This is a genomic window from Coleofasciculaceae cyanobacterium (assembly GCA_036703275.1).
Lineage (GTDB): Bacteria > Cyanobacteriota > Cyanobacteriia > Cyanobacteriales > Xenococcaceae > Waterburya.
This window is the reverse complement of sequence record DATNPK010000054.1, coordinates 1-15,841: the sequence shown is the minus strand read 5'-3', so window position 1 is coordinate 15,841 and position 15,841 is coordinate 1. Positions and strand designations below refer to the sequence as shown.

Annotated in this window: 18 protein-coding genes; 2 read left to right on the top strand and 16 right to left on the bottom strand. The window is 41.5% G+C overall.

Going from position 1 to position 15,841, the window contains the following annotated elements:
- From V6C71_10040 to V6C71_10020, 5 genes are all read right to left on the bottom strand, one after another.
- The coding region (locus tag V6C71_10040; protein ID HEY9768821.1) for a DUF5895 domain-containing protein at window positions 1-570 on the bottom strand (570 nt) is incomplete at its 3' end.
- 56 nt (window positions 571-626) lie between these two features.
- A complete protein-coding gene (locus tag V6C71_10035; protein ID HEY9768820.1) occupies window positions 627-4,214 on the bottom strand; it encodes a plasmid replication protein, CyRepA1 family in 3,588 nt (1,195 codons plus the stop codon).
- Window positions 4,211-4,495: a hypothetical protein gene (locus V6C71_10030; protein HEY9768819.1), complete on the bottom strand. Its 285-nt coding sequence runs from the start codon at window positions 4,493-4,495 to the stop codon at window positions 4,211-4,213. Before V6C71_10030 ends, V6C71_10035 begins: the two co-directional genes overlap by 4 nt.
- Before the next feature lie 659 nt (window positions 4,496-5,154).
- Window positions 5,155-5,991, bottom strand: a complete 837-nt coding sequence (locus V6C71_10025; protein ID HEY9768818.1) for a hypothetical protein — start codon at window positions 5,989-5,991, stop codon at window positions 5,155-5,157.
- 158 nt (window positions 5,992-6,149) lie between these two features.
- Window positions 6,150-6,308 (bottom strand): hypothetical protein, encoded by a 159-nt coding sequence (locus tag V6C71_10020; GenBank protein HEY9768817.1) that lies wholly within the window; start codon window positions 6,306-6,308, stop codon window positions 6,150-6,152.
- A gap of 601 nt (window positions 6,309-6,909) precedes the next feature.
- On the opposite strand from V6C71_10020, the gene V6C71_10015 reads away from it, so the two are divergent.
- Window positions 6,910-8,100 carry an RRXRR domain-containing protein gene (locus V6C71_10015; GenBank protein HEY9768816.1) on the top strand — a complete coding sequence of 397 codons (1,191 nt, stop codon included), beginning with the start codon at window positions 6,910-6,912 and terminating at the stop codon, window positions 8,098-8,100.
- Window positions 8,101-8,103: 3 nt separating this feature from the next.
- Here V6C71_10015 and V6C71_10010 read toward each other — a convergent pair whose 3' ends face one another.
- The 6 genes from V6C71_10010 to V6C71_09985 all read right to left on the bottom strand — a co-directional run bounded on the left by V6C71_10010 (window position 8,104) and on the right by V6C71_09985 (window position 12,041).
- The gene (locus V6C71_10010) at window positions 8,104-8,697 is read right to left on the bottom strand and encodes a tyrosine-type recombinase/integrase (GenBank protein HEY9768815.1); all 594 of its coding nucleotides are present in this window, start codon (window positions 8,695-8,697) and stop codon (window positions 8,104-8,106) included.
- A gap of 496 nt (window positions 8,698-9,193) precedes the next feature.
- Window positions 9,194-10,312, bottom strand: a complete 1,119-nt coding sequence (locus V6C71_10005; GenBank protein ID HEY9768814.1) for a cellulose binding domain-containing protein — start codon at window positions 10,310-10,312, stop codon at window positions 9,194-9,196.
- A 196-nt stretch (window positions 10,313-10,508) separates the two neighbouring features.
- Window positions 10,509-10,685: a hypothetical protein gene (locus V6C71_10000; protein HEY9768813.1), complete on the bottom strand. Its 177-nt coding sequence runs from the start codon at window positions 10,683-10,685 to the stop codon at window positions 10,509-10,511.
- 8 nt (window positions 10,686-10,693) lie between these two features.
- Window positions 10,694-10,909, bottom strand: a complete 216-nt coding sequence (locus V6C71_09995) for a plasmid partition protein ParG (GenBank protein HEY9768812.1) — start codon at window positions 10,907-10,909, stop codon at window positions 10,694-10,696.
- Window positions 10,899-11,540, bottom strand: a complete 642-nt coding sequence (gene parA, locus V6C71_09990; GenBank protein HEY9768811.1) for a ParA family partition ATPase — start codon at window positions 11,538-11,540, stop codon at window positions 10,899-10,901. The genes V6C71_09995 and parA overlap by 11 nt, the downstream gene beginning before the upstream one ends.
- A gap of 246 nt (window positions 11,541-11,786) precedes the next feature.
- The gene (locus tag V6C71_09985) at window positions 11,787-12,041 is read right to left on the bottom strand and encodes a hypothetical protein (protein ID HEY9768810.1); all 255 of its coding nucleotides are present in this window, start codon (window positions 12,039-12,041) and stop codon (window positions 11,787-11,789) included.
- Window positions 12,042-12,449: 408 nt separating this feature from the next.
- On the opposite strand from V6C71_09985, the gene V6C71_09980 reads away from it, so the two are divergent.
- Window positions 12,450-13,232: a hypothetical protein gene (locus V6C71_09980; protein HEY9768809.1), complete on the top strand. Its 783-nt coding sequence runs from the start codon at window positions 12,450-12,452 to the stop codon at window positions 13,230-13,232.
- A gap of 15 nt (window positions 13,233-13,247) precedes the next feature.
- On the opposite strand, the gene V6C71_09975 is transcribed toward V6C71_09980, so the two are convergent.
- The 5 genes from V6C71_09975 to V6C71_09955 form a co-directional block, all read right to left on the bottom strand.
- Complete coding sequence (locus V6C71_09975; GenBank protein HEY9768808.1) at window positions 13,248-13,430, bottom strand: hypothetical protein; 183 nt, start codon at window positions 13,428-13,430, stop codon at window positions 13,248-13,250.
- Between the two features lie 3 nt (window positions 13,431-13,433).
- Window positions 13,434-14,525, bottom strand: coding sequence for a phage major capsid protein (locus V6C71_09970; GenBank protein HEY9768807.1), 1,092 nt, complete (start codon window positions 14,523-14,525; stop codon window positions 13,434-13,436).
- Between the two features lie 59 nt (window positions 14,526-14,584).
- A complete protein-coding gene (locus V6C71_09965) occupies window positions 14,585-15,055 on the bottom strand; it encodes a hypothetical protein (protein ID HEY9768806.1) in 471 nt (156 codons plus the stop codon).
- A gap of 128 nt (window positions 15,056-15,183) precedes the next feature.
- Entirely contained in the window at window positions 15,184-15,504 is a 321-nt protein-coding gene (locus V6C71_09960; GenBank protein HEY9768805.1) for a RusA family crossover junction endodeoxyribonuclease, read from the bottom strand.
- A 42-nt stretch (window positions 15,505-15,546) separates the two neighbouring features.
- Window positions 15,547-15,841 (bottom strand): hypothetical protein (locus V6C71_09955; protein HEY9768804.1); only part of this gene is annotated, 295 nt, incomplete at its 5' end.

Sequence of the window (15,841 nt, the reverse complement as noted above, 5' to 3'; positions counted from 1 at the left end):
TTGTCTGACTAGGTTCGGCTGATAAACCGCATGAGCATAAAAAACCTCATTTTTATCGATCGCGCGATCGCCTGTCAGAGATTTATAGACATTAAGAAACTTTTTACTAAAAGATAAGGGATTGTTGTAGTAACTATAATTCTTGAGAAAAGTTAAGCCTGCATACCCAGAGCATTTGAGTCGAAAGGGTAGCTCGGATAAAGGCTGATTGTTGTTATTGAGAAACCAAACTACAACATAGCTAAAAGCTTTGAATCCTCCTGCTGCGTTCTTTACCTTGGAATAAGGGACGGTTGTAATTCCGTCGCTCATTAAAGGCTGTGAACGATTTAGTACCAGCAGTCTTGGCTGCTGTGACACTAGAAGAGTTTCATTTGTACCATCACTAAACTGATGTTCGATTGGTCGCCAAGTATCTATCAGTTCAAACTCGGCTAGTTCGGCATTGGCTGACGTGATTGCTATGCCATAATCTTGACTGCTGGCATTGAGAAATTGCGCGTAAGGAACACTAGCTAATGCACCTTTATATTCATCAGAGTCGAAACCAAAATCTTGATTATCGTTCATAGTCATTCATGGTTTTTAATAAATTGTTAACTACATTGATTTTTTAGTCAACCTGGTTATGCCGTCGATTGCTGTCGCTGATTTTCTATCGCCCAGCCTCGGATTAATTGCTGCTGCGACGGGGGGAGTAATCGACACGCTCGATTTAGCCTAATTCGAGTAAATTCGGGAACGGTCAATAGCTCTGCTAGTTGCTCGCCATCCTCTAGCTGGGCGAGCATACCTGCTAAATCGCTAGTTGATTCAGGGCTATCGAGATCCGAATCGAATCCGCCATTTTGTATTTGGTTTGTATTACTCATTTGTGTAGGTAAATAAGCCAGGGATTGATGGTTGAAATAGGGGTTGCAGATGCTAGTATTATTTATATAAAAACAGGGAGAAAGTGCAACCGCATCTAAGCTTTGTCTATCAGTGTTTTCAGCGATTTTTAGAGGCGATTTTTGTATCGGGCTATTTTGGGGGAAATTTTTGTCATGTGCCACCCATTCCAAAGGTGCATTATTCATGTTGATTTTTTCATCATACTTCAACTTAATTGCCCGAAGAATTGCCAATCGCTTCTGATCCAGTAGGTGTTTTTGGTCGATCGCGTAAACGGAAATTGTTCTACCCGATCGCTTGACTTTTTTGGCTGTCGTTTCAATGCCGACGGAGCGCAGTAGTTTATTGATCGACTTAATTGGGTCTGACCCTGGCGTTCCCAGTACGTCTCGATTCTTTTTCCTTCGGCATTTGTCAATAATTGCTTTGACTTGAGGACAATTTGCCGTATATCTAAAATCAGGATTATCGATCGCAGTTTGAATAAAGTCACATAGACCAACATCCCTAAGTGTTTTAATCTTCAGGTAGTCTTGTCGCAGCTTCCAGGGTGCAGCGATCGCACCTCGATTGAATATCCTGTTATATTTCTCCAGACTCAATTCCTTGGCTAATTCTGGGTTTGCTAGCAGGTAGTAAAGTTTCGTTTGATTGATTAGGTTGGGCTTGTCGTATTTGAGTAATTTAATAAATTCAGGACTCCAGACAGGATCTCGATTGATGCCTGGAAGCTCTGAGACTAATTTTGCCTTAACTACCGAGCAGCGAGTCTCCCAACTAGCATCAAAGCTAAGATTGACTTGGCTCTGTCCGATATAGCGGTCGCTGGCATGATAGATATCGCTGGCGTTTTGCTGTTTAACTTCGGTTTTGGCTTCTTTTTCCTGAAGCGCGATCGCTTTAGCCTGATTTAATCTTTCTGGGATGACCGACTCGACGAAATAGCCAGAATCAATTAGCTGCCGCTTCAGGCATTCGCGATAGTTAGCAAACTCATAGTTGCGTATGGCTGCTATGCTGTCGGCTGCGGTAGCGTAGGGATCTAAATTGTTTTGGTAAATAATTTGAATTTGAGAGCTAATCTGTTCTTTATTGAGGTTGGGGGTGTTCTCAATGATTAAATTTAACTCAGACATCAGCGATCGCGCTCTATCGGCTTGAATACTTTCCAGGTTAGAAGGCCGACGGCTTGTGTCTTCGGGAGCAATGAACTTTTTGCACCAGATATACTTGGGGACATTTACATCCCGAATCCTGCCGAGCATTTGAATCATGGAATCAACATCTAGCTGCCCAAAAAAGAAGCAGAAATGCTCGTTGAAGTAATCGAGCGTCGAGACATCTAAACCGCTTTCAGCAGATGGGCTGTAAATCAAGTACTCTGGTCTACTTGACCGAATGTATTTGTCAGGCTCGGTAAAAAAGTCTTTGACGTACTTCTCTGAAACAGTTTTAGAATCAACTCTAACGCCGTTCCTGCCTTGCTCTTGAAGTAATCTCTCGATTGCCTCACAAAATATTTGAGAGTCAGAACAAATAGCAGGGCAATCGCTATTTAATAATTTTTCTATCCAAAGTGTCCTATCGTTTGCTATAACTTTTTCGTCAATATTAATAGTTCCTTCGAGCAAATAAATCTGAGCTTTGTCACCTTGATGAACATTTTCAAGGGTAATTATCTGTTTACTCGGACACAGTTCCTTAAAGAAATTAACCGCCCAATCCTGCATGAAGCCATCGAGACAGATTAGGCGATCGCAACGATTAACCATCTCCGTAAATAGCTGTTTAACTTTAGAAAATTGCTTGACAGTCGAGGAAAATAGTAAATGCTTGAGTACTGAAATAACCTCATCAACAACTATTATTTTGCCGTCAAATTGTTCTTTGACATAGTAAACTAAAGAATCTATGCAGTTGGTTACTCGTAAGCTAGGATTATCTAGACTAAATTCTCTTAAATTCTTATCGCTTTGAAGATGATAAAAACCAAGTTTTTTAGCCTTTTCATTGAACTGCAAAAGTAAAGTATTACGGTATCCTAGCCCAATAATTCCATAATTTTGTACCTCTATTAAATTCCGAATAATTTCAGTAGTTTTGCCCGTTCCAAGTCCCGATTTAATAAAGGTAATTGTATCTTTTTGAGGCAAGCCAAATTCAATAAATTTCTTCTCAACCTTGAGCTGTGGAGTGAACTTTTTATAGTTGCGCCAGTTATCCCATTGCCCTTGAATATATTGTTGTTTCTGGGCTAATTTAAAAAACTCTTTTGGCGTTAAATATTCGGCTTTTGAAAAAGTAGCCGAATCAATCTCATCAACGTCGCCATCGGATTTTTGAATCTGTCCCCACCACGCTATTTTTGGCTGGTATCCCCAGCTTAAAAGCAAATCGAATAGTTTTTTGTACTGTCTGACTATGTTGGGGTTACAAACCGCTCCACCATCGGGATAAAAAACGATTGAGGATGGTTTCAGTTTTTCCAACGCAGCTCTTAGGCTTTTGGGAGATGAGGCAAAATTACCACCACTGGCACCAATGACTGGAATATTGAGCCGACAAGAGGCAATATAAGGCTTAATGCCCGTTCCTTCGGTTAAGCCCACGACATTCGTATTTGACCCCTTATTGCTGGATTCCTGCCATACTCCTAGAGGCAATTCACCAAACTCTTTCGTCTTCGAGGTAGGTCGATTTTTTCTTTGGCGCTCCGAAGCAGCCCAAATATATTTATTGTCAAAGTTATTGTCTTGTCGAAGCTGCCAGCTAACTAGTTGCCCTTGCGCGTCAGGAATGGGACACAGAATACCTGAATCGGGATTGACTAGCGATCGCCCTCCAAATTTTAGCCCTGCTAGCCTGTCGTCAACTGGAATATCTAACTTTTGCCACTGACCCAAAGAGCGATAAAAGCCTGATTTTATTTGCTGGTCTGTCAGTCCTCGGGATTTAAGCTGTTGTCGATGGCGATCGCTCAGAGATAACTGAGATAAAACTTTTTTAATTTCTCGATGTCTTTCTACCGCAGAGAGCGATCGCTCGTTTTGTTCCTGTGCTTGACGTTGGCGTTTTTGTCTTTTTGCTTTTCGTTCCCGTTCCCATTCTTCGCGCTTTTCTTGCGTCCAGGCTTCAGCGTCGGGGGCATAAACCCAGATCGCAAACCCGCAAGCGTCCTGACCTCTAAATATCCAATCGGGAGGATTAGCATCTGTACTCCGACAGTGAACCAGGTTGGTTTCGGCGTTCTGGCGACAATCCTTTCTTAAGCCGCTGCAAACAGGGCAATCACCATGATTAAAGCGAATCCAGTTACTCACGCTGCCACCTCCTGCTTTTTGGAGGAAGAGTGATCGCTACATACCTCTTCAAGCAGCACTAACAGCCTGTCTTTACATTTTGGAATTCTCTTGCTATCTAGCGCAAAATCCCAGTATCGCGTCGTTTCGAGAATTTGCTTAACTTCGTCGTAGATAAACTGACCAGGCAATTTTAAGCCTGATTCATAGTGGACTAATTTACAACACCAATCGGCTTTGAGCCTATCGCCGTGGGGGACTGAAGTTATTTGTAGCGGATACGGTTTGTCATCAACTTCCACTGATTTTGGGAAATCAAATAACGATATTTGTTGTAAGGTCGGGATTGAAGTAACTGATAGAAGTTGTTTACAGCGACTTTTATCTTTTTTTCGGGTTTGATTTAGTCGGGATTGTGATAGAGTATCTATAAGAATCATTCTGTCTTCACTGTTCAAATTTTTGTGGTGAAGGCAGATTTTAATGTTTTTTAGATAACTAAATCGCGCTTGTGAATGCCCCTAAATGTTTGTAATTTATGAGTGAGTGTAGGGTGGCTGCGTGGCTCAATGTCCTATGAAATGGTCATTTTTAGGACTTACTGCAATAGTCGAATCGATAGTCAATTCCGCTATTTCGCATCATCGTGATATATTAAAAATAACTTTTGTGTGTTTTGATGCTTGATAATGCGAGTAATTTTTGAGGCCACGCAGTTTGTTACAATTTTTCCAGAATTACAACAAGCTACAACAAGCGTCCGCGATTTAATTATTTAAAATCTCATCAAAACCTTTCTTCTTCTGACTAACTAAAATATTTTTTTTGAACCGACGGCGGTTCGTTTGATCAGCATTTGCCGTTCGCGTTTGAGTTTGGATCGGAGTCATATTCGTATCTATTTATTTCTGCTATTAACTTTAGCAACTAAATCGCCAAAAGCTTCAAAAGAATTTAAGAGCTACAATCGTTGTCCAGTAATGCTTTCAAAAAAAAGTTTTTGAACAAGGATTTTTCTTCCTCGTCCAGAGCCAGAATTTAGTGATATTTTGTCGGCTGATGTTTCCATAGAAACAAGATTGTGGTCTTTCTGTATTCTGCTAGCAACCGCAGAAAATGCTGTTCCTAACCCAATTTCATAAACAGACTGTTTTTGTTGATTAGATTTTTTCTTAACTAGATATTTACCTCGAAATCCTTTGTAGGATGGACTGGTGGCTAATTCAGTAGCCACATTCATTAATTCCCATAGGGCGGGATGATCTATGGGATTAAATGGATTTTCGACAAGCTTGATTTGTTGTGCGATAGTACGCAACTTTTGAACTAGTTGTTCTTTGTTTGCGGGAAAATCGAAACAAATTATTCGAAGCTCAAGAGCAATATCTCTAAACCAATAAAGATGATGTGCGTAACTAGAAACGTCTCCATACAAATAACATTGTTCGCAAACCAGTAGTGCGCTGTGGAGCAAGTCGGCAAAACATTCTAATGAATCGCGTGTTTTTCTGTTCTTATCAATTTCGATTAACTTTAATTTTGGATGCCATCGTTTCTTGTACAACCATTTCAAAATACAGACCCACTGTGACCACAAAGCATGATCTGCTGCGGCTACTGGATGTGACAGCCAATGACAAAATTCCTCCTGTACTTCGGCATTATCTGAGTGAACTATTTTTTTCACATACTGCTCAAAAATATATCTAGGAGGATTCGACAAGTTTGCCAAAATATAGTCGGCGGGGGGAGGGGCTTTTTGGTATTCACTCAATGCAGGTAGAATCAGGTCGGTCAAATTTTGTGTGCCTCCATAAAGTTTTTAAATTGTTGTGGCTAATTAAGTTGTATTCCAGTTTTTGTCTTACAGGGCAATTGGCGAAAGGCGAGGACACGCCTGAGCGGGTTTCTTGCCCAGCGTGAGATGTCCGCTCCGCACATTTAAGTTTTCGCTTGTCAATCTTCAGCCTCTTCTCGCTCTAGCTGCTGCTCTATTAAAAGTGTCATTTGAGCCGAGACAGAACGTCTTTGCTTGTTGCAATAATCCCGAAACTTTTTCATAACCGATTCTGGAACCGTTACAGATGTCCTTACCAATTTTTCTTGTTGAGCCATAAAACATATTTAATATTATTGCTGTTTACAGTTTCGCATTAAGTATGTTTAACTGGTAGCAATATTATCACATAGTTTTGATGCTTAAATAATTTTTAATATTACTCAGTAATACTATAATAGAAATAAAGATAGCGATCGCCATTTATTAATTAACGCTCAAATAGTAAGAAAAGACAATGATTTCTAGCATTGTTCAAAGGTTAATGACGACGTTCCGCGCACACATGATTAAGAGCAATCATATCTTTTGCTTGAAGTTTATGATTGCTCATCTAGAATGCGCATTGGCATGGATAACAGAAAGCCTGTCACCTTGGTTTGGATGATTGTGTACAGATGTTTACCACCCACTTATATATGACTGATGCCGAGGTCAACTACCCAACGCTAATTTCTAACGAAATATAGCGTGGGCTTGTAAAACCCTGGTTACAACTAAGAGTTGACTAGGCTAATAGCCTAATTTCGGCATAGACTTCCGAATACTTCCCTAGTTCGGATTAACTCTAAGACCATTGGGTTGGTCGTTGGGTAAAGCCAAGACATCTGAGATTAGGTAGCCGAAGGGACTAAAACTTTAAAAAGGATTATATCCAGAATGCACAGAGTACCAGTAGTAGACAAAGACAACAAACCACTGATGCCGACCAAACCATCAAAAGCTAGAAAGCTAGTACGAGATGGTAAAGCTATCGGTAAGCACAACAAACTAGGTCAATATTATATCCAGCTAACTTTTGAGCCATCAAGCAAAAAAACACAGCCAATTGGTGTAGGAGTTGACCCAGGAAAAAAGTATTCAGGGATTGGAGTACAAAGTAAATTAGCTACTTTGTTTACCGCTCATTTGTTTTTGCCTTTTGAAACCGTCAAAAAGCGCATGAAGCAAAGAAGCATGATGCGACGCAACAGAAGAGGTAGGCGAATCAATCGCAAATTACCTTTTCAGTTAAGGGCGCATAGGCAAAAACGTTTTTCTAATCGTCGTAGCAAAAAAGTACCGCCATCTATCAGAGCTAACAGGCAACTAGAAATCAGAGTCATATCTGAACTGTGTAAGATATTTCCCATTACCTCAATCGTTTACGAATATGTTAAAGCTGATGTCGATCTAACTTCGGGTCGTAAAGGCGCACGTTCGGGTTTTGGATTCTCTGCTGTAATGGTGGGTCAAAAATGGGCTATCAAACAGCTAAGTAAACTTGCTCCAGTAGTTAAAAAACTTGGTTGGGAAACAGCGAATCTTAGAAAACATTTTGGCTTGGAAAAACAAAAACATAACAAAAGCGATGCTATTCCAGCGACTCATGCAGTTGATGGTGTGGTGTTAGCTGCCAGTCAGTTTGAAGATTACAAACAGTTTGAAAATTCAAACTGTCGTGGTCATTGCTGGCAAGGCAAAGTTAATATAACTAGCGCTCCATTCTTTGTAATTCGTCGTCCTCCCATATCGAGAAGACAGTTGCATCTGATGGTATTCGCCAAGGGCGGGCGCAAGGCAAAGCCTTGCCAGTCGTCGAAGACGACGATCTGCGCGAATGCGCTGCGACGCAAGTATGGTGGCTCGGTTACTCGCCATGGATTCCGCAAAGGTGATTATGTTCTGGCTGAAAGGAAAGGTATTCAGTATCAAGGTTGGTGCAGTGGTGATACCAAAACTCAGGTGTCGGTTTCTAATATTGACTGGAAACGCATAGCTCAATTCTCAAAATCTAAAGTCCAGCTATTGCAACGCTCTACTGGATTAATTTGTAAACAACTATTTAAAATCTTTGAAAAGAGCGCATGAGTGTCAAAACAAATCATCCAGCATCCCTGTTACCTCGCGCTGTAAGTTTTGCCTGTTATCGTCATAAATTATCAGAGTATTGAGGTTACTATGTCTTGATAGCTTCTGAACTTTCCTGACATCCCCGTTAGTCAAGTTAAGAGCTTCGGTGATAGATGAATGCCTGATTCTATGGGGAGACATAACCTTATCTATCCCCGCTTTTTGGGCGTACTTCTGCACCAACTGATAAATTGAATGAGTATGTAATCGATTACCCCAATATCCTTTATGTACCGCACAGAATAAAGGATTTGAAGGTGTGTAATCTTTTCTCGACCTTAACCAGTTATCGATCGCAGCGATCGCACCAGCACCCAGAGAAATAGTTTCAGGCTGTCCGATTTTACCCTTGCCAATGATGGTTAATTCTCCCGCCGTCGGGAAAAAGTCTCTAACATCACAGTTAGCAATCTCAGAACGTCTTAAGGCATTACCCCACAACAGAAGCAAAATAGCTCTGTCTCTCAATCCTTTGATAGTGTCGGTGTCTACTGCATCCAGCATGAGCTTAAACTGCTCTTTGGGGATACCCTTTGTGTCGCGGTATTGGGTCAATTTCTCGGCTTTGATATTAACTAGGGTGTAATGACATTTGCCAGCTTGTGAAGCGTAATTAACTATTGATTTGATAGCTGTTATTATCAGTACTTATTTTTAAACTGTAAGGGACTGAAGATATTTATTTTTAACTGGTACAGTTTAGAAGATATAAAACTTTACGCTTTGTTTGTCCTCAATGCAGACATAGATTTAATCGAGGAAACCAAATAGTTCACTTTGATTGTCCCGAATGCGATTTTATTGATGATTCGGTATAGCGATCGCTTTAGGACAGAAATAACGTTGCTTTGCCCTTTGATGATTTGTCATTGATTACTACATGTGTCGAGTGGTAACCAGAACACTTAACGGCAATCCAAACTGTCATTTAATTATAATTTACCAACGCCGCTTCATTCATAGAATAACTAATAGCTATTTCAGATTCAACTGTTTTGCTCGAGCGATATCTTTATTACACTACCCGAATAATGAGTTGAGCCAGCTAAAATCATAAGCCGACATCAGCGGCATTAGTCGAAATCACAAAGTCATCGAAGTGAGCGCTGACTTCTTGGCTAGGCCACCATTCGCGACCGTTACCACCGTGGAAAGTGCTGAAATATGTTGTATCAATACCTTGACCGTTATTAAGTCTTAAACCGTCGATGTCTAACACCTTTTCGTTGTCCATCCAAACATCCATCTCACCATTAGCCTTACCTGCATCATTAACTTCAACACGTTGAACCAAATTGTGCCATTTGCCAGGTTGAAAGTACTTATCTTGTCCGTCTTTTCCTTTGAGTAAAATATCTTCGCCATAAGTTCCAGGCTGATCCATGTGATATAGATACACAGTAGCTTTGCCACCTTCGCGCCACATATATCTAGAAGTGAAGCCGTTGTTGCCGTTAGGTTTTGTCCCTCCAGATGCGAGATCGCCTTCGCCTAGTCCTGGTAGCTTACCGCCACTAAACTTGCTGCCATCAAAATCAAAGCCTTTGTCAAACTTAAGCCAGTAGGAAAGATAATATTCTTTCGCGTCGGGAATCATCCACTTCGCACCAGCGTTAGACTGTTCGTTAGCAGGATAGTCCATCTTGAGCGAGTTGTTACCAGAGTGAGCTTCTCCACTCTCAATAGAAGCAAACTTGTCCATCTGAATAGACCAATCAACTTTCCAGTCTTTACTTTGAGCTGCGTTGCTATAGACAGTGCCGCCTTTGTGATTCTCAAATCCGACAGTGATAGCGCCTTTACTCAGTTTGGGTGCAGGTGCAGATATAGGATCGCTAATGACCGACCCCATTAAATTAGTAGTAAATTTGGGAACAACTGCGTTTTTACCTTTGTCGTCAATAACAAAGGTGGCTTTGACGGTTTCTCCTGGGTCTAAAGTCTGTCCCTTGCCTTGTCCGTCGATTGTATAGTTGCCCTTACCGTTATTGACTAAATCTACGCCGTAAGCTCCTCTGATGCTGTAGTCGGCTAGGTTGAAGTTTAGCTTCCAGTCTTTAGCAACTGCGCTTGAGGTTAAATCTACTTCGAGTTTGTATCCTCCTTTCCAGTCTTCTGATATGTAGCTGTTTGCTGAAAGGGTTGAGTTAGAGATTTTGGTGATAGCCATAGTACTTTAAGTAAGGAGGTAATTGATTTGTTTAACTTAATTACCTTTATAAAAGCTTTATCTTGGCTTCACCGTGACTTCACAAGTCTTGGAGCGGGCTTTAGGATCACACAATCACAGTGAGTTAAAAGAGGACACGTCGCCTGGGGTTTCCCCAGGCGCTCGTCTATCAAGGATACCGCTTCGCGACGCGAAGCTAGTCCTTTAGGGCATATGATGTCCGTGTTGTCTGTTGAGCTGAAGCCATTGGCGATAGAATGCTGGAAATAGGATGCAAATTATCGATTCGCGCGATCGCACTTTCACGCCATTCGTGAATAACATCTCTTACTTCATACGCAATGATTAACAATAGTAAGATTATTCTACTCAAAGCTTCATTTACTCATTTGAATTTTTACTCAGATACTCAGTAATTGCTTCTATTACCACCTCAGTTATTTTAGTTTCCTGTCTCGCTGCAAAGGTCTTGAGCTTGCTGTGTAGCTCTCTGGGTATTTCTGCATTCAATCTCTTGGTATCTGGTTTAATCGCCTCATTAATAGCTTCTTCCTTGTCAGGGCGATCGCGACGAGTTTTTTTTGCTTTAAGCACCATAATTTAAGATCTCCAGTACTTCAGTTTTGATAGCGGTGATTTCTTTTGCTGCACTGCACCCAGGTTGGTTAAATACAGTTTTTCCCTCGGCGGCGGTGGTGGGATAGGCAACTTTTTGGGTAGTAAACGTCTTCATGATTGGCAGTTCGTAATCTAGCAATGCGCCTTTTATTTCATTGCCCAGCTTGGTGTTTTTAATGGCTCTACTGATTATGAAATAAGCCAGTGGTGAACCGTCTGTAACCTCTTGTCTGGCTGCAATGATGTCTACCAAATCCGCACAAGCCCAAATATCGTAAGGCGATGGTTGAACGGGGATGAGTACTAAATTTGCTGCTTTAACTGCTGCTGCCGACATCTTAGCTATCTGTGGCGCACCGTCAATAATTACAAAGTCATAACCATCAGAAACAGCTTTAAGATCCTTGGGCAATGTCTCTCTATCCAATCCAACAACGGGTAATAATTCCCCTCCGTTTGCTTCATTCCAGTCTCTTAAGCTGCCTTGAGGGTCAGAATCAACTAGCAAAATACTGTGACCATCCTTTGCAAGCGCATGGGCTAAATTAGTGGATATGGTTGTCTTACCACTTCCCCCCTTCTGATTCAAAATGCTAATAATAATAGTCATCTTCAATTAAGTAAATGAGTGAATGATGCAATTAAGTAATGAAGTTAGTTTCATTTACTCAAAGGTTACGAGTTAAATTTTAACTGAGTGTGAGAGAACTCTCAGCCTTCGGCAACAAGGCACTCGATGAATCGCGACGCGTAGCTAGTGCTAAAGCATACCGCTTCGCGTCCGTGCATGATTAGAAGTTCGCGTCATGCGAAGCTAGTCATGCACGGGCATATCATGCAGGGCATAAAGGCATCGCTATCTCAGTTGAGGTGGAAATCTCTTCAAAAAATCTACTACCTCGATCTGTGCTTTGGTTTGCTCTTTGAGGTACACCAGTAAATCTATTAGAGCGTCGTTATTGTCCCTGGTGTCCATGTCATTTTTAAAATCACAACCTCGTTCGTCTAAGTATTCTTTAAGATCTACTAGGAATTGACGAACATCCTGAATATCGTCGATTTTCTGACAACAATCTCGAAGATTTCTTGATTCTCCATAGGAATAAGCCATAACTCACGCACCTCCCACAGAATTACAACTCTTATCAGATTCCTTTACGACTTCACCCCAAAGAGAGCAGGTGTAAAGGACTTTTGATATTTTGCTATGCATAGCGTGGGGGCAGTCTTTACAGGTTTTGTTTGGTATATTTGATTTGTGCATTTTCCAAGAGATTGATTAATGTACGAGATTGAAAAGGCGGTTTAACTACTTTGGTCGGTGGTGAACCGTCCTTTTGCCATCTCTATATCTGATACTATCAGATACGTATCTGATAAAACAAGAGCTTAAATATATTAATTGTTTGTTTGCTGATTATCTAATGATTAGTACCAACTATTTATCCGTTACTTATCTGATATTGTCTGATAGCTTAAGTTAGAATATATCAGTTACCCGATCCGATACTTATCTGATATGCCAGACGACCATATTAAACGCTGCGACGTGCGAGTCCCAATAGATCTATATAATGAGATTGAAGAAATAGCTGTTCAAGAATATAACGCTCCTGTCTATCACAAAACAGGAAAACCCCAAGTTAGTAGCACTATTATCGAGCTACTTAAATTAGGTATAGAAAATCTAAAGGGAGAAGCATCAGGTAGTATACCCGATACATTATCTGATAGAGTCCGAGAGCTAGAATCGCAAATTAAACAAATACAATCTGATACTCTATCAGACAGTAAACCCGATACCGACATAGATGAAAAAATAGAAAAAGCGATTGACTACGCTATGCCCAAGGCGATTGGCTATGCCATGCCGAAGGCGATCGCAGTTCTTAAAAGTGATGAGGAATTTCTTAGAGCGATTGCCCTCGAAGTTCAAAAAATTTCTACTGTAGTAGCCGATAACGATCTGCGCCCCTTGGAGAATGTCTCAGGACAAGCGAAAGCTGAGGAAGATGAAGAAACTAAAACTACCACGCAAGTAGATCGAGACTCCATAGCACCTATTTTTGAAGAGATAGAGGAATCCAAACCCGATCGATTAATATCTCTCAAGGAAGCTTTTGCGATCGCAAAAAAGCGAGGTTATAGATCTAGCCAGACTGCTTTTGTTCAATCGTTTAGAGACAACGAAGCAGAGAAGCTTTTCGGCATCTCTAAAATGCGCGCTCGCGGAAAGTATATCGATACTCTCGAAAGCGATTTGTCTTCGCGCTTCACCCCATCCACGCCTGCGCGCCCTTGATGAGGCGCGTCAAATTTACTCCGATATGATCTCAATTAAATGTTGATATTGTTTTGCCTCAGATGACGTTAGCCAAAGAATTTCATCTTGCAAATAAATATCTGTTTTTCGCCCCCGTTGTAAATGGACTGGCATGAAGTTTCGTACTTTAGCTTTGATGTTTGGTTTGTTTAAATCTGTTAGTTGAGTTTTTTTCATGGTTTAAATCGCTCTGATATCAGTGGCAATGCTAAATAATGATGGGTTTAGAACTCCTGTATCAACTTTAACCGCCATTCGCAAAGTGACAAGCCCGTTGGCAAAATTGTTATTAGAGAACTCATCAACCTGTACGTCGATCGCGCCAAAAATACCGATTACGACACTCGACCAGTTACCAAACAAGGCCATACTCAAATCAGAGGATGACCCCTTAACCAGATTGTTGGGCAAATTATTGCTAACCCCACAAAGCCGAGAATTTAGAATTTTAAGCTGATCTGTTGGTCGCAGCGGTTGGTCGCTGAGGATGAATTCGCGGCTGCCAGCTATTCTCTCGGTCCGTTTTAGATACGAAGCGCAATCGCTATTAATTAAATAGCTTAGGTTTTTCTCGCTGGGATTGTTGCGAGTAACCAGGCTTTCCATCTGAACCAGCCCAGCCCAATCTAACTCACCACCATCAGAACCCAAAACAATTGAATTGATACCCACCTGCGAAGCCAATCCCAGAGGTTGATTAACACCGCTGCCTACAAGTAACGCTCGATCGATTTGAGTCCATAGCGCGCGCCCCATTCCCGCTGCCAAAAAATCCGAGGAAAATTCGTTTGCACAGTGCCACATCTCCATGGTCATCGTGCAGGAGGCAACTAATTTTTTCGGTTTGAGAATTACCCGATCGATGGGGGGTTGACTATCAGCTATTTGTCCCCGCTCCCCGACCCAATGGGCCTGAAACGGTTGCGCTGAACCATTAATCTCGTATTGGTCTTTAAGATTGGTTAGTATTTTTGCACCAAGAAGAGCAAGTTTGCTGTCTGGTTCAGGAGCGAAGAAACGATAATCGCTCTTTTCTATGGCGATTAGATTGCCGCCACTATTGTCCGTCGAGATGGCTCGCAGGCCCAACGTTTCAGGAGGAATTAGAAAATCAAATTCTTTTCGCCCAAATTTTGCTTCTAAATCCTGAGAAATTTCTCGCTCTAAGCAGCCCACATCATTATTAGTAAATTTGCTTTTTATCAGCCTAGACAAAGAGTATTTATTGCTTTGCCTGCGAATTTGGTCGAGACTGGGGGTTGAAGTAGTCATATCGATTCAAGAATTGATGGGGATATTCGATCGTACTCGAATATTTGGCAACCGCCCCCCTAATCGCCAGCACCCATTTCAATTAACGCCTCGTCGATAACTTGTGCCAGTCTTGCCTGTATATCTTCTGGTCGATCCATGCCCGACAGTTCCAGCGCCAGTTTGGCAGGCAAAGCAATAAATTTAGCCTTAGTTTTGGCGATCGCTCCTTTCCAGGTTTCTACCACTTCACCCGTATTAACTAGTTGTCCTTCCATAACGTCTGCCTCCATAGTTTTTATTCTGGCGATCGCTGTGCGCTCCAATACTTCCTGTTGTAACTTTTGTAAAAGCAGTTCTTCCTTTGGGGGGTTGCTTTTTAGGTCGCTATTTTTTGACTCTAACTGCTCGATACGATACTTGAGCGCGGAGATTAGCCCGTATTTGCCTTTTTCTCGCTCTAAATACCCTTGCGACGCCCAATTCTCGATCGTGCGAGGGTGAACGCCTACCAGACTAGCCGCACTTGCTGCCGATAAATAGTATTCCATCCATTTAAAATTCCCAAAACAAGCCCGCCACCACAACAAGCTGTCAAATTTTCTGCATCTAGACCTATGGCGGGGTTTGCCCAACCGCATTGATTTACCTCCAGGAAGGACCCAAAAGGTATGTGGCGTTATATATTATCCATAACTTCAATCGAACCAGTGTTAGACCAATACTTACTGCCTCGCACATCATATATGTGGGAATCATCAACTAAAAGGCAGTCGAAAAATGCTTTGATTAGGTTGTCGATGTCTGGTTTTTGTTGATGAGGTTGACCTAGCTTTTTTTCTCGTTTGGAGCTGCTCCAGCTATTAGGCATAGACAGGTGAAATACAAGGTGGCAAGGTTGAACGATTTCTCTGTTGCCCCACAACCTATTAAGCTCATCCTTAAACTGGTAATATCTGATTATACAAGGACGTTCCGCCCATCTATCCCGACGAGACATGCGTGGCTTTGGTACTGGCTGAATTAATAGTTTCATGTATCCTTAAAAAGGTATTGTTTCGAGGCTTTTGTTCGGTTCGGGTAGTTCGACGAATTGCTGTGCCTCATCATCTCTGGGCAAATTTTCAACTGGTTCAAATTCTACCCAAGGCTTGGTAGTTTCGATAAATTCCCTAATTTTCTGGCTAAGGTGTGACCCATTTTTAATAATCAAAGAACCAAAATTAGCTATTGTTGGTTCAACAAAACTCTCAGTCATCACGGCAAAAGAACTTTGACCATTATGGCTTGAAGTAGCTTTTTGTCTGACTAGGTTCGGCTGATAAACCGCATGAGCA

Bases quoted from the DNA above. Each gene is read 5' to 3' on its own strand.
- V6C71_09965 (HEY9768806.1), bottom strand. From the start codon at position 15,055: ATGGAATACTATTTATCGGCAGCAAGTGCGGCTAGTCTGGTAGGCGTT.
- V6C71_09985 (HEY9768810.1), bottom strand. From the start codon at position 12,041: ATGGCTTATTCCTATGGAGAATCAAGAAATCTTCGAGATTGTTGTCAG.
- V6C71_09995 (HEY9768812.1), bottom strand. From the start codon at position 10,909: ATGGTGCTTAAAGCAAAAAAAACTCGTCGCGATCGCCCTGACAAGGAA.
- V6C71_09960 (HEY9768805.1), bottom strand. From the start codon at position 15,504: ATGTCTCGTCGGGATAGATGGGCGGAACGTCCTTGTATAATCAGATAT.
- V6C71_10005 (HEY9768814.1), bottom strand. From the start codon at position 10,312: ATGGCTATCACCAAAATCTCTAACTCAACCCTTTCAGCAAACAGCTAC.
- V6C71_10020 (HEY9768817.1), bottom strand. From the start codon at position 6,308: ATGGCTCAACAAGAAAAATTGGTAAGGACATCTGTAACGGTTCCAGAA.
- V6C71_10015 (HEY9768816.1), top strand. From the start codon at position 6,910: ATGCACAGAGTACCAGTAGTAGACAAAGACAACAAACCACTGATGCCG.
- parA (HEY9768811.1), bottom strand. From the start codon at position 11,540: ATGACTATTATTATTAGCATTTTGAATCAGAAGGGGGGAAGTGGTAAG.
- V6C71_09980 (HEY9768809.1), top strand. From the start codon at position 12,450: ATGCCAGACGACCATATTAAACGCTGCGACGTGCGAGTCCCAATAGAT.
- V6C71_09970 (HEY9768807.1), bottom strand. From the start codon at position 14,525: ATGACTACTTCAACCCCCAGTCTCGACCAAATTCGCAGGCAAAGCAAT.
- V6C71_09975 (HEY9768808.1), bottom strand. From the start codon at position 13,430: ATGAAAAAAACTCAACTAACAGATTTAAACAAACCAAACATCAAAGCT.